The following is a 21605-nucleotide window of genomic DNA, read 5'->3' as shown; positions in this document are numbered from 1 at the left end:
TTGCAATTAATAAGCTGACTTTGAATCACAACAAGTCAATGTGCCTGTCATATTGTCAAAAAACTGGTCAATACCGGGGGGAGATTACGGCAGATTATTTCTAATATAGTAATTATAAAATATATTGATAATGCTTCGTGGACAATTAGGGTGCTAAAGGTTAGAAAATCGAAGGAGGATTCCATCAGAAATCATAGTATAAATATTTTAGGAATTTTCTTAAATTTAAATGCTTATCATTGATTTTCATATTCCAAACACACTAACCATAAATGACATTTTTTGGGGCTTCTATACCTTCAATTTTTCAGGAAACAAATGAAGAGTTTGCGATTGCCAAGGCTGATGTTTTTTTGCGAGAAGGCCCATCCACTAGTTTTCCTGTATTAGGTGTTATAAAATTAGAAGATACTATACAGATATTGGAATCTGACAATTCCATTTGGAGCAAGGTAGAATATAAGGGTGTTATAGGATTTACATCGAACAAGTATATTGAGGAAATTGACTATCAACCCATTTCAAAAATAGGCCCTGAACTTTCTTCGGAAAAAGGAATGAATTCCAGTGAACAAGGTTTTCTATGGTTCATTCTGGTCTTGACCTTTCTCTTCATTTTTTCCTATTCTGCATATAGGTATGGAAAGAGGGTAAGAAATAAACATACAACTTCGTTGTTGGCTTTTTTTGGAGGAACAATTGGTTTACACAGGTTTTATTTAAATCAGGTATGGCGTGGGATATTGTATATTATATTCTCATGGACTTTTCTTTCCACTTTAATTGGAATTATTGATTTTGTAAGTTTTCTACTTATTGATGATGACAAATTTGATGCTAAATACAATGGGAAGTCAGCAGTCAATTATGGAGAAGAAAAGCTGAATTGGACCAAAGATATTAACGAAGTGAAAATTGACTCTCACAATTTCAGTGTTAATGTTGATAAAAAAGAGTATCAGGAGAAATCTACTAAAGATGATTTAAAACTTTCTGAGTTATCCAAAAATTCAAATGAAAGTGAAAATTTCTCAGAGAATGACGGGATTATTGATGTAAGTAATGAAAAAATCAATACCGAGATAGTCCAAGAAGAATTTGAAGAAGTTCCTTATTGGCCTCATCAATATATTTATTCATATGAACCTATAAATTCTGCCTCCAACAGCCATAAGAGATTCTATTCTAAGTATAAATCCAACTTTCTCAATGGAATATTGTTAGACATCAAAAGTAATACTAACTATGCCTTTATTCTTCATTTTGATTTACTTAATGACTTTCAAAGACATCAGGATATCCACAAATTATTGGAACAATTTATTTTCCTAGGAAAGTCATGTTCAAAGACAAAGTATTACAATTTACATGCACTTATAGACAGACTAAGGACTAGAAATGATCCTACTTCTCTTGAAATGCTTCAAAAGTTAGAAAATCCAAGCTACCAGTATGAGGTGGGATTTTCAGATTATGACCCAGATCAATACAAACTCGGCGCACTATATAAGTCGAAACTAAAATTGTCAAATGGGGAGACTAAATTATTAAATAAGTTTTATAACTCTCCCAATGTTTTCAATTCGATAGAAGGGTGTTGTATTGCAATCATAAAGCAATATCTATTGGTGGTTCAAGAATTGGAATCAAATTTTGATAAGGCTGGTGGAAGCCTAAATTCACAAATTAAAGGGCTTCAAAGGTTGGTCAAAGATCATTACAAAATAGGAGACAATTTTTATGAATTAAAGTACATAAACCAAAGAGTCCAGTCGGAAACTTACTTGACAATTTTCAAAAGAGTTGAAAATTCTATAAGAGATTGTTACAGGCACAACCGCAAAATCTCAGATAGGTTTCCTTATTCTGAAAACAAACTTAACACAAATTTTGAAGAGCTAATAGGTAAGTCTTTGGACGTTATTATTGAAGGGCTGAAATCAAAGATTAAGGAGCCAGACCGGCCTACGCTACTTGAATTAAACAGCCAAAACGTTAATAGGTGGAAATTCGAATTTGATTTATATAAACAAACCCTGAGCAAAAGAAATATAAAGGAATTTGCAGAGGGAATTATCTTTTTGGAGGATGTAAATCAGAAAAACTCCAACATTAAAATTATTTTTTATGATGCCTCAAAAACAGTTTCTAAATATAGTAAGGTTCTTAGTCTGAAATACTACGTCAAGTATATTGATTATGATTTGAAATCTGACAAGGTTCAGGATAAACAATTAACTCAGACTGTAAAAAAAATATTATTTGAAACAGAAAGCCAATTTATTGAGTTTAGTAGTATAATCGATGAGTTAAAGAAAGGAGGGAGTGTCGAGGATGCTTTGAATAAGCTTGATGATTTTTATGCTCCTAAAAGAAAAAAAATCATTCTAAATTCGGAGGAAATCCAAGTTGTTGAAAGCAAGCATTCGAAAACTATGCATATCCTTAGCAAGTATTTGGAGGGTGAGAGTGTTGAAGACAATAAGGAACAAGATAGCAAGAATGAGTCAGAAATTCCTGTCGATGAAGTTATCATAAATCAAAACAAGGAAATGGATTTCAGTGGGAAAATTACTTTGAGCATAATCCAAAAGGAGTTTCTACTCAAAATTGCAAATAAAAACTTTTCTATTAATCAAGTGGAAGCGGAAGAATTTGCCTTGAAAAATGGAATTCAGAAAAATCATCTCATTGATGGTATTAATGAAGTGTGCTTTGATGTTCTCGAAGGAGAAGTGTTGATAGAGGAAGATGAAGATTGCTATATTGTAGAAGAGTCTTATTACCGTGAAATAGTAAACTGAAAATCATATGGCATTAAGAATAAAATCGAAAGAAGCTAAAGCAATTATAAATTCATTATCTGGCGGGGTTGTTCCCCGAATAGGTGTTCAGCATATTACAGTAGGTAGAAAGTTGGAAATTGAGTCATTTACATCAGCGTTGGAAGATGTAAAAAACGGTCATAGTATGTGTAAGTTTTGGATTGGTGACTTTGGTTCCGGAAAATCCTTCATGTTACATTTGATGAACACTGTTGCTACCAAACAGAAGTTTGTCGTTTCCAATGCCGATTTTACTCCTGAAAATAGGTTGTATTCGAATGATGGAAAAGCTGTTGCCCTTTACAGTGCCATCATGGATAATATAGCGATTCAAACTAAACCAGAAGGAGGTGCTTTGCCTAGTTTGCTTGATAAGTGGATTGAAAAGGAAATGCTTTCTGTTGCCACCGAAAATGATATATCTATTATAGAGGTAAGGAATAAGGATTACTTGCCCAAAATTCAATCAAAGTTGGTGGAAACTGTAAATAAGGTTACTGAAACGGGAGGATTTGATTTTGGTGTAGTTATCTTGAAGTATTATGAAGGTCATATCAATGGAGATGAGTTTTTGAAAAGAAGCGCATTAAAATGGCTCAAAGGAGAATATGGAACAAAAACAGAAGCGCGGCAAGATCTTGGAGTTCGAGAGATAATTAATGACTCGAATTATTACGATATGCTCAAAAATTTCACAAGGCTTTTTGTGGGTATCGGATATAGCGGATTCATGATCAATTTAGATGAAGCCATTAATCTTTACAAAATTTCAACTTCTACAAGCCGTGCAAAAAATTACGAAAAACTTCTTTCGATTTTCAATGATTGTTTTCAGGGAAAGATTGAAAATCTATTTATGAATTTTGCAGGGACCAAAGAGTTTTTGGAAAATGAAAGACGCGGATTATTTAGTTACAATGCTCTAAAAACTAGACTCGAAACCAACAAGTTTGAAACAAAGGAGTTTAGGGATTATTCACAACCAGTAATAAAGCTCCAACCACTTGATCATAATGAAATTTTTGTCTTGCTTCGAAAGTTGAAAGAGGTTTATGATTTCAATTATGAGACAAACATTGGAGTTGATGACGAGGATATTCGAATGTACATGGAGGATATGTTCAATAAGCCAGGGGCCGATGAATTTCTAACCCCACGAGAGGTAATTAGGGATTTTTTGAACATTTTAAGTTTGTTAAGACAAAATCCAACAGCTAACAAATCTGACTTAATATCAAATATTGAAATTGCAGATGAAAGACCAAAGAATCTAGATATCGATTCAATAGAAGAGTTTTAATGGCATATTCACTATTATCAGAACCCATAAGGAAATATATCCGTGATAAAAGATGGGAAAATTTACGTCCGATTCAAGCTGCCGCGATCGATAGAATTTTGTCAACTGACAATAATTATATCTTGGCATCACATACAGCGTCTGGTAAAACTGAAGCCGCATTTTTACCTATTCTTTCCAAAATAAATTATGGGGATCATGGCGTTCAAGTTTTATATATTTCCCCACTCATAGCACTTATAAATGACCAATTTCAAAGAGTTGAGGATCTGTGTAAAAATTTGGACATTGAGGTAACTAAATGGCATGGAGAAGCTAGTCGTTCCAAAAAGAAGAAATTGCTTAATAACCCTAATGGCATTGTACTTATAACACCTGAGTCTATTGAGGCAATGTTTGTTAATTCTCCATTTAATATTAAACATCTCTTTTCAAACTTAAAGTACATCGTTATTGACGAGATTCATTCATTTTTAGGTACTGACAGAGGTTTGCAGTTAATGTCGTTGATTAATCGAATACAACAAGAATCAAAAAGTAGAATTATTATAATTGGCCTTTCAGCAACAATTGGAAAAGAAAATTTTCTTGAAGTAAAAAAAATTACCGGTAATGAATCTCATACCAAAGTTTTAGTGGACTCATCAATAAAGGAAACCGAAGCTCATTTCAAATATTTTGAATCTAAAGCCAAGGAATATTCTTTTGAATTATTAAAGGAACTTTATAAAGAGACACAAGATGAAAAGGTATTGCTATTTCCAAACAGCCGTGCGAAAACGGAAGAAGTTTCTGTGAAATTAGGCAAGATTTCTAAAAAGCTACAGGGTCATTCAAATTACTTTTCGCATCACTCATCCGTAGATAAAGAGATTAGGGAAAGCATTGAATATTTTGCCAAAACCAATAATAGACTTAATTTCTGTATTTCATGTACTTCAACGTTAGAACTTGGAATTGATATAGGAACTGTAGATAAAATCATTCAAATTGATTCAACCCACTCTGTTGCGTCTTTGGTACAAAGAATAGGGCGAAGTGGCAGAAAGGATGGAACTAAGAGCCGTATTTCCATATATGCTACAAATGAATGGAGTTTGTTGCAATCGCTTGCATGTTGGTTACTATACAAAAATGGATTTTTGGAACCCCTTAAAATTTCTGTAAAACCTTTTGATATACTTCTTCATCAATTGTTGTCCATTATTAAACAGACATCGGGTTTAACTAAAAATGATTTAAAACTACGATTAAAGAATAATCCTGCATTCATACAAATTGAAGAAAGAGACATTTTCGCAATCCTTGAGCATGGAATTAAAAAGGATTATCTAGAGGAAATTCAAGGAGAGCTCATTCTAGGAATTGAAGGAGAAAAGATTGTCAATTCTAGAGAATTCTATAGTGTTTTTAAAACGGAATCAGAATTTCGAATAATAAATGCGGGTAGAAAAATTGGTCAAATTCCCTTTTCTCCTCAAATCAAGGTAGGGGAAAATATATTATTAGCAGCAAAAATATGGAAGATAAACAACATCGATTTTGAGGGTAATAAAATTGATGTGGTAAAGGCAAAAGATGGTAAACCTCCTTTATTTTTTGGTTCAGGCGGAGAAATCCAATCTTCTATAAGAATAGAAATGCTTAAAATTTTGAAGACTAAAGTTGACTATTCGGAATTGGATGAAACAGTTAATTCCAAATTGAATGAATTGCGTTTTGATTTCAAGAATTTTATTATTGATGACTTTGATCTTGATAGGCCATTAATTGACAAAAATGATAAAACAGTATGGTTTACATTTTCTGGTACCAAAGTCAATAGAAGCATTAAGTATATACTTCAAGTTTTAGGAGTAGACGTGATTTCTAACGAAGACAAAAGTTCCCTTGAGATAGATCTTCCAATAGAGGAGTTCAAAGTCTTAGCAAAATCAATTGATTTTAAACATTTGAATTTGGAGAATAGTCTTGAACAAAAATTAAGGGAGAATGAGTCATATTTAAATTTTTCAAAATGGGGGGAATATCTCCCTATGAAATATAAAGTGGACATACTAAAGGAAAGGTATTTCGATTTTCCAAAAGCATTTGATTTTTTGAGAAAAGTTAATTTCAAGGAATCACAGCTTCACTAAATTTCTAAACAGGTAAGACTACAAAAGATTTAGAAACGATTGTCTTAACTATTATATTTACCTTGTTACTTAAATGAATATGTTGGACTTACAAATTAAAAGGAAGATATCTTTAGTTTACATAGATGAGCTTAATAGTATAGTTGATTCAAGCCAGAATAAGTTTAATATCCATGTGCCTAAAGATGTAAAAGCTGCTTCATTTGGTGTTATCCCTTCTTTCATTCAGTTTTTTGCTACAACAATAAGAAAAGAAAAATGCTCTAAACTTATAATGCCATTTTCTAATTTTGACGAACTTGAAAAGTATATTGAAGTAGAATTTGTTTACCCTTTTACAGTTCTCGCATGGAATTTAGAAATAGTTGATAGTAAAGGGGCAGATTTAAAAAATCCCTTAGCCACCATATCACAAAAATATTTCTCTAGACTTGAATTTTTGCAAGTTAAGATTCTTAGGTCATTGCCACTTTACAGCTTTGACCACGATATTATACAAAGAGGTCTTTCTAGATTTTTTTATGACTCAAATTATAAGCTTGTATATCAAGATCAGTTGGAATTTAACCTCCATCCCATCTTCAAAAAACTTGCGTTAGCCCATAATGTAAAAGATAATAGAAATACAATAGCTCCTATAATTGGTGATTTAACCGAAATCATATATGAGTTGTTTAAAAATACTCATGAACATGCGAGGACCAATATCAAAGGAGCATTCTACTTCCCAAATGTTCGAAATGTTACTTTGAGAATTCTTCGAAAGAAAAAAACTTCATATTTAGATGATGATGAACTTCCTGTGTCAGTGAAAGAATATTTTAGAAGTAATTTACCCCTTACTGAACAGAGTGATTTAATAATGCTAGAAATATCGGTTCTTGATAGTGGTCCTGGCCTTGTGTCCAGAATCTCAAATAAAGAGGATTTGTCGGAGTATACTTTGCAAGAAGAATTACAACTGACGAAAGAATGCTTGTTAAAGCATAAAACCTCTTCTAGTGCTTACTTAGCACCTGTTAAGGGTGAAGGATTGGACAAAGTAATGCAATTATTGGACAGAAAAGGGTTTTTGAGGATAAGAACTGGACGTTTGGACTTAATTAGAAATTTTATTTCTAATCCTTATGTTCCTACTAAGGATTTGAACGAAATAGTTTTGAACGATTATCTTACTAATTCGGGAGATCTAAAAGAACATGCTTTAGTAGCAGGGACTTTGCATACATTTTATTATCCTATAGGTGCGTAGAAATGAAAGATTATTTCATCTTCACATATAATGATAAATTCAATTTTAAAGGTGGTGAAAAATCAGTTACTGTTTTGTTTATTCCAGAGTCTTCTATTAGAAGTAGCACTCTAGTACAGGGTTTAGAGACCTTTAACCAAGAAAAGGTATTGACCGATAGGTTTGTTGCTATAATTCCAGCTTATGCCGAAGGAAGTCTGATAGAAAAATTAAGCACCAATGTTCTAAATACATTTGGCAGAGTTGTTGGGTTTGATAAATCTTATTCAGAATTTAATTATAGCGTCTATAAATTTGATGCCAAAGGGCATCTGCTTAAATTTTTTGGGTCACTAGCAGGACTTAAAAATAAAACCAGTTTCTTTTCAACTTTGTTTAGACATGGAAATCACCACATATTTGAAACTAAAAGTGGTCTCATAGAGTCAAACCCTGACCATCATTTTGTTTTTCCATCAGGAAAGCACAGTGAGAAATTTATCAGAACAGCGAATGTTCTTAGAGACAGCAATGAAATTTATTTCATAGCTATTCAATTACTGGGGAAATTTGAGGGAATAGAAACAGTATATTGTGATACGGCATCCATAAATGTTTTACCCTTTGCGGTTTTTGAGATTTTCAATAGATTTAATATAGGAAGAGAAATTAGGGTAAAGAGCTTCGAAAGCTATAAGCTTTTTGAAGACTTCAATCAAATATTTGATCCCAATTCTATAGTGTTGATTTCCTCTTCAACCTCAGGAAATATAATTGACCGTTTGAGAGAGAAACAAGTTTTAAAAGACAACTTGATTTTGGTCTTATTCTTTTTGGGTGATGAAGAGAGTTATGCCAAACATATATCTAACATCTTCTGCAATCTTAGTAAATCGGTTGAATTCGAAGTGGGTTACGAACCTTTCAAAACTTTTAAAAACAGTTTGGTTTGTAATTTATGTCAAAATCATTCTCAACCTGTAATAATACAATCGGATGTTTTCTTAAATATTGAACCTAAGTTCAATATAGTGACACTTAAAAAAGCGGATGCCCCTAGCTTTTTAAGTAGATTTGTTGAAAATCATCGAGCTCACAAAGAGGAGAATAATATTTTCAAAGTTCATTACAGGGATATAGAGGAGGAAGACTTTAACTATGAAATCTACTTGGATTTTTGTCAATTACTTAAAAATTTAGATAGTGAACATTACCCACAATCTTATCATGAAAAATTAACGAAAATATCTAATGCTCACATTCCTTTAAACACCAAGTATTTATTGCCTTTAAGAGATCCTGGATCCAAAGAATTGACTAAAATGATATTGCGAGATAATTCTTGGGTAAACGAGCCGGAAATAATTGATATTAATAATCCCGATGGGATTGACCCAGAAATTTCCGGTACTATAGTAGTAGTAGGTGCAACATTTGTTACTGGAAGGCATTATTTTTTTATAAATAGATTACTTAGAAATTTTCCTAAGCTTTCTGTTGTTTATTTCATAGGAATTGCAAGGTCTTTTTCAAAGCAATTCTCAGATAATATCAAGAGTAATTTGGGAATAGGCGAATATGGTGGAAAAACGTTTCCAGTGGTACAGGTTGATGAAATCTATATTCCCCAAGGAAAGGGTGAAAATAGTTGGTCTAAGGAATCTCTATTTATTAGGGAGCTTCTTGGTAAAATTGATTATACCTCTCAATTGTTCAAATTTTTTGATGAAAGAAATAGGGTTCTTTTAAATGCACGAGGTAAAAAAGGCCTTTGCAATGACACTTTTTTACCCACAGTGACTGGTGAAACTCTCTGCCTAAGGAAGGGTTTTGTTTACTGGAACTTTGAGGTCAAACCGGAATTAGCATTTCAGCCACAGGTATACTTTACGATTTCTTCTGTTATTAATCGATTGCGCAATGAACCTTTAAATGTAGAAAGAAGTTTAAATCAAAGTACATATGTTAGAAACCTAATTAGTGCTGAAACCTTTAATCGGTTTAATGATGGTATCATTCAAGCGAGTATTTTACGCGCGGCTGATTATAGAATGCTATCATATGATTTAGATGAAAATCAAAGCCTCGCAATGACCGTTTTCTTGAAAAGTCTGATTGATAGAATTGATGGAGATCATGGCGAGGCACTTCCTGAATTTTTGTTGGCACTTGGGCTAAAGAAATTAAGATTGAAAAGATTAGATTTTAATGATTTTGCAGAATACTCAATGAAGAAATTGCACAAGGGGAGTATGGCTTACGATTTTATCGAGTATCTGAAAGGAAAGCTTTTAAAATAGAACTTATATAGAAAGATTCCTTAGTCATCCCGAATAGATGATATTGAAAAAGAATAGCTCTTAACAAAGTCGTCTTAAATCAGTTAACCAATCTATATCCAAAACCCGGACCATCACATGGTAGGTAACCTCCATTGAATATTTCCTTGTTGTTCAAAATAGAAATATGCTCTTTAAGCGAGCTTCCACAGTTTTGAATCAAATAACTTTCTTCTTCATGTACAAATTCATAGTATTCCGAGTCTTTTGATTGAATCAAAGTATAACTTCCTGTTGCAATACTGGTGCTATCGGGGTATACCCTTCTTTTGACAAAGTGATTGTCAGAAGAAAGCTCAATGAACTCGTTAAACTCCAAATCCTTCTTCTCGATGATTTCCCCAGACATACCTGCATTGATATACTGAAGTTCAAAAAGGTTGTTACCTTGAAGGTCAATTTCTCCATCTGTACTATCACAGGACTGATTGATCGCTAAAGAAGTTAATGAAAGCAATATGACAAGCTTTTTCATGGTAAAAAGGAATTGTTTTATATCAATGAGATACATTGAACCATAAATCGTTGCTTATCAAAAAAATGCCTAAATTAGTGGTGTAAAACTCCCATAAGTTTTGCCTCTGGATATGCCGATTTGAACACGGTTCAGGGTTCGGTTAACTGGTCTTAGTTAACGGTGTAAAATATTGAAAATCAACTATTTATGTTTATAGGGATGGGCCTGCCACCCCGACTTTAAGATGTTTAGGATTGATAGTCTTCGGATTATCAATTCTTTTTTGTTCTAGGTAAATTTTCAATGGTGTTAAACGCACTTAATTTGAGTTCAAAGTAGACCAAAAAAGTAACTTACATTCAGTTTCGTGAACAAATGTCAGGGTGAAAATGGGTTTTTTATAGCAACTGACGGGAGGATACGATTTGAGACATCGTATCGGAAAACTTTACAGGAGCATGATTCGCTTTAAAAACAACTTTGGGCAATAACAGTTTATTATTGAAGTAGGTATTCAATGATTGACCTGCTTTTGTCCCTCAAAGACCCATGGATTGGGTGAAAAATACAGTATCGGATTCAATAGCATAAATTCTGGACACTAATTGGTGATCTAAATAATTTAGAACATCTGATTTTGAAATTGAGGTCCTATACCCATATCGGATATTTCGATCATGGGCATAACAGAGATTTCCCCCTACCTCATCATTTTCCAAAAAGCTCATGCCTAAATGTTCGGCCAAATGCAACATGAATTCCTCTTTAATTTCTAAAGCCAGCAAAGATTGCTTATCATATTGTAGCATATTGGGTTGCTGCCTAAAAATCGCGTTAAGTTTTACCTCCATTATGGCTTATTGACTTGTTTTCTGCAAATGATGAATTTTCAGCTGGAATATTTCAGCCATTTTTTCTGCTCTAAACTTGGCTTCAGCTGCCTTTTCACCCATAAAGTTTTCGTCAACGGTCTCAAAAAAAAGTAGCTTCCACCGATTAAAATGCGCACTTTGGACAGGAAGTTTGGCATGGGGTGCAAATGGACTTCCAAAATAGGTGTGTTCTGCCAACAGAACTGTTTGCCAAAATTTATACATTTTTTTCAAATGTGCTTCCCAATTATCTTTAATGAGCCTTTCGAAAATATGGCCCAACAAATCATCGCTTCGAACTTTTCCATAGAAAAGATCTACCAATAGTATTATTTCTTCTAGACTTGTGATTTCTTTTTTCTGCACCATTTTCTGCAAATCTAATGGTTGTTTTTATCTACTGTATGAATGAACTAAAGAATATGGACTAGAATTATTAAAGTATTGAATACAACGCTTAAAATTAAAAGGTTGAATGTGGTCAGGGGTCTTAATTGTGCCAATACCGCCCCGTTGAAGGCCATACAGAAAATCGTCACAAAAAAGAGCAATGCCATTTTTAAGAGCGTGTTCATTTCTCCCATCAAAAGAACCATGGCCGCTGCTGAACCCAAACAGCTTTGTCCTATTATGGCAATGGTGCTATAGCCCATCTGTCCCTTCTTGAATTCAGTAAACAGCTGCTTGTGAATGCTTTTAAAGATATTGGTTTTGTGTTTGGTACCAAAATGGGTCATGGATATTGTTGTTGAACTTTTCATGGTTGAAATGTTTTTTTATGAAGATTAATCAAGCTTGTGAATTTTAGGTATTGAACAATTTGCGTTCCAGTACTTCTGCTTTTGGGAACAGGATGTTGTTCTCTAAATGGATATGCCGGTGCAGGTCTTCCTCAAATTCCTGAAGGAGGGAGAAGGCTACTTTATAGGTATTGCAAGCATCGGATGGGGGCGTGTAGTTACTGCTCAAATTGGCAATTTTTTCAAATCGTTCCCCTTCATTGTCATGTTCTTCCATCATCATCTGTATAGAATTACGGACTGTTTTAAAATGTGGTTGCCCCAATGGTTCACCATCTTGTGTTCCTTTCATCATTTTACGTATCCATGGGAATAGTACCAATTCTTCTTTTTTCATGTGCATGGACAACTCACCCGCAGAACTGTTGAAATGTTCAAAAATCCCGAACAGCTCCGGATGGTTATTGCCATGAACATGGCATAACTTGTTGAGGTATTGTTTTAAAATAGGGATGCGTTCTTCCACATAGCGATGGTGTTTTTTTTCGATATAATCGATTAAAAGGTCCAACGGCCATGTATTAAAATCCGGCTGATCGTGGTGATTGTCGTTTTGGGCTTCTCCCAACTCTTGCAATAGGGACTCCATGTTCAATCCTTTTTGCGCTGCAACTTCTTGAAGTGCACGGTTGCCTTTACAACAAAAATCAATCTTATGATTTTTAAATACTTGTGCCGTACGGTAATCCTCTGCCACTATTTGGCCCACTGTTTTTTCCAAGGTAAGGTTCATGATATTATAATTTATTACTTAAATTTCGGACAATTTTATCCTTTATTTTTTTAAAATTTTTTAGCGTTTCAAATAGGTCAGCCCTACTTCCAATCCCGTAGCCAATTCATACAAACTGGTATTTTCCAACATGTTTCTAAGGTCGTTTCGAATGTCAACAAACTTATCGTGCAACGGACAGGGTTTGTTCGCATTACATTCTTTTAGTCCAAGGCCACAGCCTACATAGATTTCATCCCCATCAATGGCATGTACGATCATACTCAACTTTACTTCATCCATCCTTGCACGTTCAATTTCAAACCCCCCTGTAGGACCTTTAACAGAATGTATGATTTTACTTCTGGAAAGTTGTTGCAGGATCTTGGCCGTGAATGCAATGGGGGAGTCTATCTCCTCGGCGATCTTGTTGACACTTACCCGTCTTCCTTCCATGGATTGCAGCGCAATATAAACCGCTGATCTGATACCATATTCACAAGCTTTTGAAAACATACAAGGGAACTTATTTTAGTACAAAGATAACATATAAAATAAAACAGGACAATTTTGTCCTTTATTATTTTTAACCTGAATTGATTCTGATTTTTTCAAATATACACTTTATAGCATACAAGTGGGTTGTGGACGATACGTCTTATGTTTAGGACCGATTTTTTACCAACAGTAAAACTAGGCTTATGGGAATCAAAAGACTGGTCAATGCCAAAACTTCTGTATACCCATCGAAGACGGCCCATTGCTGCCATGCTGAGAACCCTTTATAAAAAATAAGAATTTCAGTTATGAGGAATCCCAAGAAATACAAACGGTACAATTTTTTTGATATTCGGAACAGACCAAAATAATCCATCAAAAAGAAAAGACCAATGCTGATGACTCCCAAAAATGTCATGTGCAAATAGCCGATCGTAAATTCAAGATAGATAGTTGCCATTCGGGCAAAATAGGGTAGGGAGGTGAGCAATTGTAATACTATTTTTATCAGCACCAACAACATTACTGTCTTTATAAACAGGTTCTGCAGTATTGAAAGGGACAGGTTTATAATCTCATTTTTGATTATTTCCCAAAAGAACAAAAAGGCAAAGAGTTGTATCAAGGCCCCAAGTCCTGCAAGTAAATAAATCAGAGCAGAAGGTTCAATCCACAGGGAGGACAGGAAAAAAGTGAGCACCACCCCCACATTCAGCATCCAAAAAAAACGTTGAAAGCTTTTGTTTGGCACAATCGTACCGCGTTGTTCCAATGCGAATAGGAATAGCCCCACCAAGGCCAAAATCATCCAACCATTGTATTGAAAATGAAGATAAAAGTAAATGGCCAATCGATACCAAATGGATTGGGGACCCAAGGTGTTCATGATAGCTCCCAAAGCCCAAGGTCCCAAACTGGAGATTATCATATAGATAAGCGCTGCTTTTACACATTGCAGCCCTTTGCTGTGTTTGTATTTTGGGTCGATGTTTTTCCAGAAATGATAAACGTACACATAGGAAACCATTAGGAACAGCGTGGAAAAAATAATGGAGAACAATGCATATCCTTGAAAAGGGAAGGTGAACAACATCCCGATCAATGTGGCTTGAGTACTCCAGAAGATATAGCTATATTTTTTGTCCACTGTATCCCTCTTTACAAAGCAATAGTGCAGGATTGTTGTCAGAGCCACATATATCCATCCCAGTAGTGCAATGTGCGAATGGGCATGAACCATATGTCGGTAGTTAAAGTCAAAAGAGAATATAGCGTAGGACCGTAGCAGTATACCCAATAGTGCAGCGATGCCAAAATATACCATGGCAATCTTAACATGTTGTTGATGTACTCGGTATTTCACGTTCAGATGGCTTTAAAAATCCTTTTTCATGGCCTTATGCCGCAGTCCCAAAATAGGCAATAGGGTCCACAACAGTAGAATGGTTAAGGATACCAAAAAACCAAAATCGGTCCCAAAAAACTTTTTAAAAATAGCTCCTGTATACCCTAATAGGGCAGAGATATCCAATTTCAACAGAATCAAAATCCGGGAAAGGTCAATAGGATTGAGCATAGTGGCCACCAATGAAAAAGTATCAAGAGGATACTCCTCAAAAACAATCAGGGACATTAAAAAGAGTCCATCGTACACCACGGCCAAGAAAAGCCATAACAACACTGCGTATCCAAACCCCTTTATTTTGTTTTCATTGGATATGGCAATCACAAAGGAAAGTCCCACAAAAATAAAGGTCAGAAATGCCCCAGTGACCAGCAGTAGGGAAAAATCAAAAATGGCACTGCTCCGCAAAAGGCCATATAGGACAAATGGAATTCCCAGACCCAAGACTAAACTTAAGGTCAATGAGCCCGCCACGCCAAAATATTGGCCCATAAAAATTGCGGTGCGATTGATGGGCTGGGCCAATAACAATTCGGTGAATTCCCGGGAATTGTAGTAATACATCACCCCAAATATGGTCCCAATCAACGGAATCAGGACAATGATGATGTTCATTAAGGTAATTACGGCCTTGGAAACATCATTGTTGAGGAACAAGAGCACAAATCCAAGGGCGAGGTAAAACAAAAAGTACACGTAGCTCCAACGACTTCGTATAAGGTCAAAAAAGCTGTATTTTAATATTTTAAGCATGACTAGCTGTAGTTGTTATGGCCGCAATGGCGTGTTCAAAATCGTTCTGTCCAGTTTGTTCCATAAGTTGCTTTATTCTTCCTTTAAAATAGATTTCCCCTTCCAGTAAGTAAAGGATTTCATCGGCCATTTCCTCAACAAATTGCATAATGTGGGAAGTAACCAAAATGGTCTTTCCACGGGACTTTTCCTTTTGGATCAATTCCTTTAAACGAATCAATGCCTTTGGGTCCAGACCAGTGGTAGGTTCATCAAGAATGATCAAAGGACTGTCAAACATGAAGGTCAGTACAATATTCACTTTTTGCTTGGTGCCGCCTGATAACGTGGACAGTTTTTTGGTTAGAAAAGGTTCCAGACCAAAAAGTTGGATCAAATTGTCCTCCTTGCTTGGACTATTTCTAAGGTCCTTGATCATATGGATCAGTTCCTTGACCTTGATGTTCGGGGGAAAGTTGGCAATCTGTGGGAGGTAATCTATTTTTTGTCGATACTTCCAATCTTTTTTAATGGGTTTGTCCAATACGGAGATCTGTCCTTTATCGGGAATCACCATTCCCAGTATGTTCTTTATCAAGGTCGTCTTCCCTGAACCGTTGGGACCAAGTATGGCATAAATATAACCCTCATCCATGGTAAGGTCTACCCCTTTTAGCACTTGATTTTTTCCAAATCGCTTATGAAGATTGTTTATTGCAATAATCATGATCGTATTTTCATTAAGGGTTTGGCATCCTTTAAATTGTCCGGTGTGAATACGGGAGAGACCCTTTCGGAAAAATCAATGATATCCATGAACAGGCTCCGTAACAAAACAATGGTCTCCGGTGTTCGGTTCACGATATAGGAAAATAGTTTAACGGGACGATACGGCACATCGCCAATACCATTCTTGTCAAGGTCATAACCCGTATAGCTGCTCCAGAAATTACCCTCAAACACATTGTCGTTCAATTTACTATTGTACGAAATGTCAAAGGAGTTGTACAAAAAATTATTGCCTTTGAAACTGTTGGTATAACAAGCCCCGATCACACGAATGGCCCAACCATTTCCTATGAAGTCGTTGTTGGTGTAGTTGATTCGGTTAGACCCCTCGATATTGATGCCGATGGTATTTTCCTCAAACGTGTTTCCAACAATCTCTGCATCATTGATTTCTTTCAACAGCATACCGTACGCAGCAGTGCCCCAATTTTTCCGGAAGGTGTTGTTCTTCATTGTAATGAATTTGGAGAACATTACAGCGACCCCGGCGCCGTTGTTTTCAAAGGTATTGTTGGAATACACATCATGGTCCGAGAACATAAAATGAAGCCCATAGCGCAGGTTGTCCATGCTTACGTTGTTGGTAATGGTGATTTGGTCCGAAAACTCCAGATAAATGCCGTCCCGGGTACCTTGCACGTGATTTTTTAGCACTTCTACATCCGTAGAGTACCAAAGCTGTATACCATTGCCGGAATTGTATTCATCCACCGCTTCTCCAATGATCCTATTGTGGTACACTTTTCCAAGAGATGATTTTTCCAGATAGATACCAAAGAACAATTGTTCCAGGATCATATTTTGGATAAGAAAGTTTTTGCTCTGAACTACCCGTATGGCGGCATTGTCCTTGGTGTAACTTACCCCTACGTTGATGATGCGCAGACCGTCCAAGGTTACATTATCTGAATGGATTCTGAAGATTTCCCCTTTTTTCTCTCCATCTACATTGGGGTAACCCATGCCTTTTATGACCAAGGGCTTGTCCACTAAAATTTCAAATTCTTTGTAGGTGCCTTTTTGGACCAAAAGGGTGTCGTAAGGAGCGGCACGTAAAATGGTTTCCTTGATGGAACTGTTCCTACAGGTATTGCAAATGGTCCAAGTGCTTGCCAAACCTATTTGAAACCCCATCAAAAAAGCGAATCCCAGAATGCGTCTTATATGTTGTAAATCCAATTTCATAATCTATCTCCACTTCAAGCACTGAATTCCATCAATAAAACAAGATTGAAAATACTGACGCCGTGCCAAGAGCCAAAACTTCTTTTTTATTTGATTTATGTTAAATCCTCCACGGACTTTCCTATCATTTTGGTCACTGCAATGCGATATACCACTGGCATTTCCGCTTCTTGCAACCTGCCGGAAAAATGACTTAGAAAATGTGGGCGTTCAGCATTTTTATTGTCTATGGTGCGCTGTACGCCATCCGAAAAACGTTTTAAACATGACTTAGCACTATCTCCGGTAAGCTCCTGAAAAATACCGTGTACCTGTACTGATTTCCAATGACGAAACGACTTGATGCTATCAACCTGAAAAGAGACCTTATTGTATTTTCTTAAGGAATTGACCCTATGCCCATTTGAAGCGAAACATAAGATACTCCTTTCATCCTTGTCAAAAAAATAGGTCGATGGCACCACATGCGGTTCATTATTGGCCATATAGGCCAGATGCCCCAAATAGTTGTCCACTAAAAGTTGTTCACATTGTACGGGTTCCAAATCTATCATCATTCACATATTTAAGGTTTAAACCGTTTTTTGGTTTCTGCCCAAGTAAAAATATTACCACCTTCCTTATTCATTGTTTTCACGGCCGCCTCTTCATTGGCAAAGGCACTTAAGTATTCTCCCATGGGACTGGGAATGTTCTCGCTGATCAAATACGTGGCTTTGGTGGCGTCCACCAACTGTCCCGGTTGGTCAAAATCGTTGACCAAAAATAGGGCGATGGTAGAATTGTCTTCATCTTTTAAATAGTTCATCATACATTCAATAGCGTCAAAGTTGAAGACCTTGCCTTTGGTGGTGACAAGCTGGGCGGCATGTTGTTTGTCCACAATGGTCATACTGCAATAGTGACAACCGACATGACCATAATCAATGGGTTTTGGACTTACAGAGCATCCGTAACCAAGGCCAAGGACTGCAAATAATATGAATATCTGTTTTTTCATGGGAAATATATTATGGTTTTTTGGTGCTCTTCCATCCAAAGAATGCCGCCGCCAAGGTGAGCATCATACCAATGAACATGAACCAGGCCCCTGAAGCAGGCAAGGAAGTGACATCAAAATTCAGCATTTTAACATGCCCCAACAGAGGCGGTTTGTAGGTCATTGGAGTTCCATCTGGGTTGGTCAATTTCATAATGGCATTGGGATCTAAATTGGTGCCGTAGTCTACCAGCCATTGGTTGAAATCGTACATTCCCAACACCCCGAGTATGGACATCAGCAGGAACCACCCCAGGAACCATTTATAGCTCAGGGTATTAAAATAGCCCAAAACGCCTATAAGAATCCCTATGGCCACCATGATTCCTATGACCATGGGAAAGGTGCCAAACTCCCACATATCCTCAACTTTGGGAAGGGTATGCATACCGATATAATGATTTAGGCCATCAATGTTTTGGATATCGAATTCACTCACACCCCTAAGACCATTTATGTGGATGTTCAAACCCAATGGATCGGGATATTGTGGGGCGCCCAACATAATGTTCCAAAGTGGGAAAATGTAAAGTCCCAATAGGAAGAGTGGGCCAATGATCATTACTATACTAGCCTTTTTCATTTTTTTAGGTTTAAGGGTTACAAATTGATAGCGGTTTTTTAGCAGGTTGAGAGCCTTCAATTTGTGGAAAAAGCGGGCAGGTCATGGACACGGCCCGCTTTTTTGTTATGACAGTATTTCAATGTCATTTGTTATTCACCTAAAGACCATTTAAGTTCTGTATTAGAATTGGCAGGGGAGACCCTAACATATCCTTGCATTTCTTGGTGCAGTGCAGAACAGAAATCAGTACAATAGAAGGGCCATACACCCACTTCTTTGGGTTCCCAAACAGAGGTTTTGGTCTGTCCGGGCATTACAAGAAGCTCTGAAGAGTTTTGACCCAAGATGGCAAAGCCGTGGGGTACGTCAAAATCCTGTTCATGATTGGTGATGTGGAAATACACTTTGTCACCGACCTTGATGCCCTCAATATTGTCAGGGGTGAAGTGGCTTCTGATCGTAGACATGTACACATGGACCTCATTTCCATCACGTACCACTTTAGATCCATCTGCCGTTGTGACTGCAAAGGGATGTCTGTTTTCATCCAACCGGTAGATTTTTTTGGAATTTGCCGTCAATAGCTCAGCAGGGCATCCAGCGGCATAGTGCGGTTCCCCATGGGTTGGAAAGTCATAGATCAATTCCATTTTATCTCCTGAAATGTCATATAACTGTGCTGAGTGCTCCATTTCGGGACCAGTGGGCAGATAGCGGTCTTTGGTGATCTTGTTCATGGCCACTACATATTTGCCAAAAGGTTTTCTAGAGTTACCACCTGGAATCATTAAGTGGCCCACGGAATAATAGGTGGGTTTTCTGTCGAGGACTTCCCAAGTGCCCAATTGCCATTTTACCACTTCGGAAGAGATAAAGAAAGTAGTGTAGGCATTTCCCTTGCCGTCAAATTCGGTATGTAGTGGGCCAAGGCCTCCACTTTTTACCTGACCTGCCAAAACATCCTCAAATTTTAGGATGGGTATGCCGTAGGCTTCCCCGTCAAATTTTTGGCCTTCTATGGCAGCAAGCATTTTATCAAAAGAGTGTACGGTCAAATCGGCTGAAAGCTTACCGTTACCGATGATGTATTGTCCTGTTGGATCCACATCACATCCATGGGGTGATTTTGGCGTGGGCAGAAAATAAACCGCTCCAGGCACCTTGGTGGGGTCCACGGTCAAAACCTCGTTGCGCATGGTGGTTGTACCTGTGTGCGAATGTTCATCGTACACATTGTGCGCATAGTTGGCGGGCATTTTGGTTCCCCCACCATTGTTTACATATTCCTCTATTTTTTTCCAGTTGATAGCAGCAATAAAATCTTTGTCATTTTGAGATGCATTCACTTCCAAGAGGGAGTTGGCTTCTTCCGTATTGTAGGTGGTGAAAAAGAACCAACCGTGCGATTTTCCCCTACCTGGGTGGGATAGGTCGTAATTGAAACCGGGCATTAAAAGTTGAAACTTGATGGCCATGTGACCGTGTTCGGGATCTACACTTATAAAGGTGAGAGCACCTTTAAAGTTCCCTTTATATTCATTTATAGGCATATCCCGTTGTGGTACTGGAACTGCAAAACGTGTACCGGCTACAACATACTCTGTATTTTCAGTTATGAAAGAAGAACTATGGTTACCGGCACTATTGGGTACTTCAATGATCTCTGCAGTTTCAAAAGTACTGAGGTCAACCCGGGCGATACGAGGCGTGTTGTTCCCATTTACAAAAATCCATCGACCATCCAACTCGCCATTGGTCTGCGAAATATCGGGGTGGTGAAGGTCGTCCCAAGGTATAAACCCGTGGGAAGTGTTCAACATGGGCACGGTTTCTTCAGAATATCCATACCCAGACGTTGGGAACTGGGAGAAAACAGGAATCTCTTTGAACATCCTACCAGAGGGCAATCCGTAAACGGTAAGGTTACCACTGTACCCTCCTGAAAGGAAGGCATAGTATTCATCTTGCTCACCAGGGGCGACGTATACTTTTTCGGCGGCACCGGACGACAGCGCCCCATTGGAAGTTTTGTTCTGTTGGCCACAGGAAAACAGCATCAGGGCTGCTCCCATGGTCACTATAAAACGGTTAAAAATTTTCATTGTACTAGGATTTATTCGTTCTTTTTGGGTTAAATTATTGAGTGGGGGGTAAGATGACCTTGTCCACTATATGTACAATCCCATTTCCTGCTGGGATACTAGCTATGATTTTGGCCCCGCCAACAAAGACATCGTCACCCTGTACTTCTACGGGAACATTTTGGTTGTTGGCCTGTCCCAATTTTTTGAATTTTCTCAAAAAGTCCTTGGAATAGTTCCCAGGGGTCACATGGTATTTGAGAATGTTTGCCAGGGCATCCCTGTTCTCTGGTTTCAAAAGGTCTTCCACAGTGCCTTCGGGCAGAGCATCAAAAGCGGCATTGGTGGGTGCAAAGACCATGAGAGGTCCGGCATTTACCAAGACGTTCTCCAGATCCGCAGCCTGTACAGCAGCTACCAGCGTGCTATGGTCGGGTGATCCAATGGCTATCTGCAATACATTGGGTGTAGATTCATCGTCCTCAATAAAAGCCTGTCCCTTATTATTTTCAAGGATGGCCTCGGATTCGTTTTGGTCGGAAACTGCGGTTTCATTTTTAGGGCCATTCTTACAACCAATGTTGAATGCCAACAGTAAGAACAGCCACAGCATACTAAGTTTAAAGGTTGATTTCAT

General features: G+C 37.1%; 20 protein-coding genes. 5 read left to right on the top strand and 15 right to left on the bottom strand.

Translation table 11 applies throughout. The features are described from left to right. The first annotated feature begins 272 nt into the window (after positions 1–272). The 5 genes from ACFSJE_RS05035 to ACFSJE_RS05015 all read left to right on the top strand — a co-directional run bounded on the left by ACFSJE_RS05035 (position 273) and on the right by ACFSJE_RS05015 (position 9794). Positions 273–2804, top strand: coding sequence for a tellurite resistance TerB C-terminal domain-containing protein (locus ACFSJE_RS05035; protein WP_379829890.1), 2532 nt, complete (start codon positions 273–275; stop codon positions 2802–2804). Between the two features lie 7 nt (positions 2805–2811). After that, positions 2812–4125, top strand: coding sequence for an ATP-binding protein (locus ACFSJE_RS05030; RefSeq protein ID WP_379829889.1), 1314 nt, complete (start codon positions 2812–2814; stop codon positions 4123–4125). After that, the gene (locus ACFSJE_RS05025; protein WP_379829888.1) at positions 4125–6263 is read left to right on the top strand and encodes a DEAD/DEAH box helicase; all 2139 of its coding nucleotides are present in this window, start codon (positions 4125–4127) and stop codon (positions 6261–6263) included. The genes ACFSJE_RS05030 and ACFSJE_RS05025 overlap by 1 nt, the downstream gene beginning before the upstream one ends. An 82-nt stretch (positions 6264–6345) precedes the next feature. Beyond that, on the top strand, positions 6346–7515 hold the full coding sequence (locus ACFSJE_RS05020) for a hypothetical protein (RefSeq protein ID WP_379829887.1): 1170 nt from the start codon (positions 6346–6348) through the stop codon (positions 7513–7515). 2 nt (positions 7516–7517) lie between these two features. Then, complete coding sequence (locus tag ACFSJE_RS05015; protein WP_379829886.1) at positions 7518–9794, top strand: hypothetical protein; 2277 nt, start codon at positions 7518–7520, stop codon at positions 9792–9794. A 79-nt stretch (positions 9795–9873) separates the two neighbouring features. On the opposite strand, the gene ACFSJE_RS05010 is transcribed toward ACFSJE_RS05015, so the two are convergent. The 15 genes from ACFSJE_RS05010 to ACFSJE_RS04940 form a co-directional block, all read right to left on the bottom strand. After that, entirely contained in the window at positions 9874–10308 is a 435-nt protein-coding gene (locus tag ACFSJE_RS05010; RefSeq protein ID WP_379829885.1) for a hypothetical protein, read from the bottom strand. A gap of 521 nt (positions 10309–10829) precedes the next feature. Then, positions 10830–11141 (bottom strand): hypothetical protein, encoded by a 312-nt coding sequence (locus ACFSJE_RS05005; protein WP_379829884.1) that lies wholly within the window; start codon positions 11139–11141, stop codon positions 10830–10832. Positions 11142–11147: 6 nt separating this feature from the next. Then, entirely contained in the window at positions 11148–11531 is a 384-nt protein-coding gene (locus ACFSJE_RS05000) for a group III truncated hemoglobin (protein WP_379829883.1), read from the bottom strand. 44 nt (positions 11532–11575) lie between these two features. Continuing rightward, on the bottom strand, positions 11576–11923 hold the full coding sequence (locus tag ACFSJE_RS04995; RefSeq protein ID WP_379829882.1) for a hypothetical protein: 348 nt from the start codon (positions 11921–11923) through the stop codon (positions 11576–11578). Between the two features lie 43 nt (positions 11924–11966). After that, positions 11967–12695, bottom strand: a complete 729-nt coding sequence (gene ric, locus ACFSJE_RS04990) for an iron-sulfur cluster repair di-iron protein (RefSeq protein ID WP_379829881.1) — start codon at positions 12693–12695, stop codon at positions 11967–11969. 60 nt (positions 12696–12755) lie between these two features. Then, positions 12756–13190 carry an RrF2 family transcriptional regulator gene (locus ACFSJE_RS04985; protein WP_379829880.1) on the bottom strand — a complete coding sequence of 145 codons (435 nt, stop codon included), beginning with the start codon at positions 13188–13190 and terminating at the stop codon, positions 12756–12758. Positions 13191–13338: 148 nt separating this feature from the next. Next, a complete protein-coding gene (locus ACFSJE_RS04980) occupies positions 13339–14535 on the bottom strand; it encodes a hypothetical protein (protein WP_379829879.1) in 1197 nt (398 codons plus the stop codon). 12 nt (positions 14536–14547) lie between these two features. Next, positions 14548–15330 (bottom strand): ABC transporter permease, encoded by a 783-nt coding sequence (locus tag ACFSJE_RS04975; protein WP_379829878.1) that lies wholly within the window; start codon positions 15328–15330, stop codon positions 14548–14550. Next, positions 15323–16033 carry an ABC transporter ATP-binding protein gene (locus tag ACFSJE_RS04970; protein ID WP_379830042.1) on the bottom strand — a complete coding sequence of 237 codons (711 nt, stop codon included), beginning with the start codon at positions 16031–16033 and terminating at the stop codon, positions 15323–15325. The genes ACFSJE_RS04975 and ACFSJE_RS04970 overlap by 8 nt, the downstream gene beginning before the upstream one ends. Next, positions 16033–17232, bottom strand: a complete 1200-nt coding sequence (locus tag ACFSJE_RS04965; RefSeq protein ID WP_379830041.1) for a nitrous oxide reductase family maturation protein NosD — start codon at positions 17230–17232, stop codon at positions 16033–16035. The genes ACFSJE_RS04970 and ACFSJE_RS04965 overlap by 1 nt, the downstream gene beginning before the upstream one ends. 146 nt (positions 17233–17378) lie before the next feature. Next, positions 17379–17840: a pyridoxamine 5'-phosphate oxidase family protein gene (locus ACFSJE_RS04960; RefSeq protein WP_379829877.1), complete on the bottom strand. Its 462-nt coding sequence runs from the start codon at positions 17838–17840 to the stop codon at positions 17379–17381. Positions 17841–17848: 8 nt separating this feature from the next. Then, entirely contained in the window at positions 17849–18283 is a 435-nt protein-coding gene (locus ACFSJE_RS04955) for a nitrous oxide reductase accessory protein NosL (protein ID WP_379829876.1), read from the bottom strand. Between the two features lie 10 nt (positions 18284–18293). Beyond that, complete coding sequence (locus ACFSJE_RS04950) at positions 18294–18905, bottom strand: hypothetical protein (protein ID WP_379829875.1); 612 nt, start codon at positions 18903–18905, stop codon at positions 18294–18296. A 131-nt stretch (positions 18906–19036) separates the two neighbouring features. Beyond that, positions 19037–20989 carry a Sec-dependent nitrous-oxide reductase gene (nosZ, locus tag ACFSJE_RS04945; RefSeq protein WP_379829874.1) on the bottom strand — a complete coding sequence of 651 codons (1953 nt, stop codon included), beginning with the start codon at positions 20987–20989 and terminating at the stop codon, positions 19037–19039. 34 nt (positions 20990–21023) lie between these two features. Then, positions 21024–21605 (bottom strand): fasciclin domain-containing protein, encoded by a 582-nt coding sequence (locus ACFSJE_RS04940; RefSeq protein ID WP_379829873.1) that lies wholly within the window; start codon positions 21603–21605, stop codon positions 21024–21026.

Source organism: Flagellimonas iocasae (genome assembly GCF_042682725.1).
In the GTDB taxonomy this organism is placed as follows: domain Bacteria; phylum Bacteroidota; class Bacteroidia; order Flavobacteriales; family Flavobacteriaceae; genus Flagellimonas; species Flagellimonas iocasae.
This window is presented reverse-complemented; position numbering and strand designations above follow the sequence as displayed.

What these genes read in the sequence shown, in the direction of transcription:
- ACFSJE_RS05025 (WP_379829888.1), top strand. Translation starts at nt 4,125, where the DNA reads ATGGCATATTCACTATTATCAGAACCCATAAGGAAATATATCCGTGAT.
- ACFSJE_RS05035 (WP_379829890.1), top strand. Translation starts at nt 273, where the DNA reads ATGACATTTTTTGGGGCTTCTATACCTTCAATTTTTCAGGAAACAAAT.
- ACFSJE_RS04950 (WP_379829875.1), bottom strand. Translation starts at nt 18,905, where the DNA reads ATGAAAAAGGCTAGTATAGTAATGATCATTGGCCCACTCTTCCTATTG.
- ACFSJE_RS04975 (WP_379829878.1), bottom strand. Translation starts at nt 15,330, where the DNA reads ATGCTTAAAATATTAAAATACAGCTTTTTTGACCTTATACGAAGTCGT.
- ACFSJE_RS04955 (WP_379829876.1), bottom strand. Translation starts at nt 18,283, where the DNA reads ATGAAAAAACAGATATTCATATTATTTGCAGTCCTTGGCCTTGGTTAC.
- ACFSJE_RS05030 (WP_379829889.1), top strand. Translation starts at nt 2,812, where the DNA reads ATGGCATTAAGAATAAAATCGAAAGAAGCTAAAGCAATTATAAATTCA.
- ric (WP_379829881.1), bottom strand. Translation starts at nt 12,695, where the DNA reads ATGAACCTTACCTTGGAAAAAACAGTGGGCCAAATAGTGGCAGAGGAT.
- ACFSJE_RS05000 (WP_379829883.1), bottom strand. Translation starts at nt 11,531, where the DNA reads ATGGTGCAGAAAAAAGAAATCACAAGTCTAGAAGAAATAATACTATTG.
- ACFSJE_RS04995 (WP_379829882.1), bottom strand. Translation starts at nt 11,923, where the DNA reads ATGAAAAGTTCAACAACAATATCCATGACCCATTTTGGTACCAAACAC.
- ACFSJE_RS05010 (WP_379829885.1), bottom strand. Translation starts at nt 10,308, where the DNA reads ATGAAAAAGCTTGTCATATTGCTTTCATTAACTTCTTTAGCGATCAAT.
- ACFSJE_RS05015 (WP_379829886.1), top strand. Translation starts at nt 7,518, where the DNA reads ATGAAAGATTATTTCATCTTCACATATAATGATAAATTCAATTTTAAA.
- ACFSJE_RS05005 (WP_379829884.1), bottom strand. Translation starts at nt 11,141, where the DNA reads ATGGAGGTAAAACTTAACGCGATTTTTAGGCAGCAACCCAATATGCTA.
- nosZ (WP_379829874.1), bottom strand. Translation starts at nt 20,989, where the DNA reads ATGAAAATTTTTAACCGTTTTATAGTGACCATGGGAGCAGCCCTGATG.
- ACFSJE_RS04985 (WP_379829880.1), bottom strand. Translation starts at nt 13,190, where the DNA reads ATGTTTTCAAAAGCTTGTGAATATGGTATCAGATCAGCGGTTTATATT.
- ACFSJE_RS04940 (WP_379829873.1), bottom strand. Translation starts at nt 21,605, where the DNA reads ATGAAATCAACCTTTAAACTTAGTATGCTGTGGCTGTTCTTACTGTTG.
- ACFSJE_RS04965 (WP_379830041.1), bottom strand. Translation starts at nt 17,232, where the DNA reads ATGGGGTTTCAAATAGGTTTGGCAAGCACTTGGACCATTTGCAATACC.
- ACFSJE_RS04960 (WP_379829877.1), bottom strand. Translation starts at nt 17,840, where the DNA reads ATGATGATAGATTTGGAACCCGTACAATGTGAACAACTTTTAGTGGAC.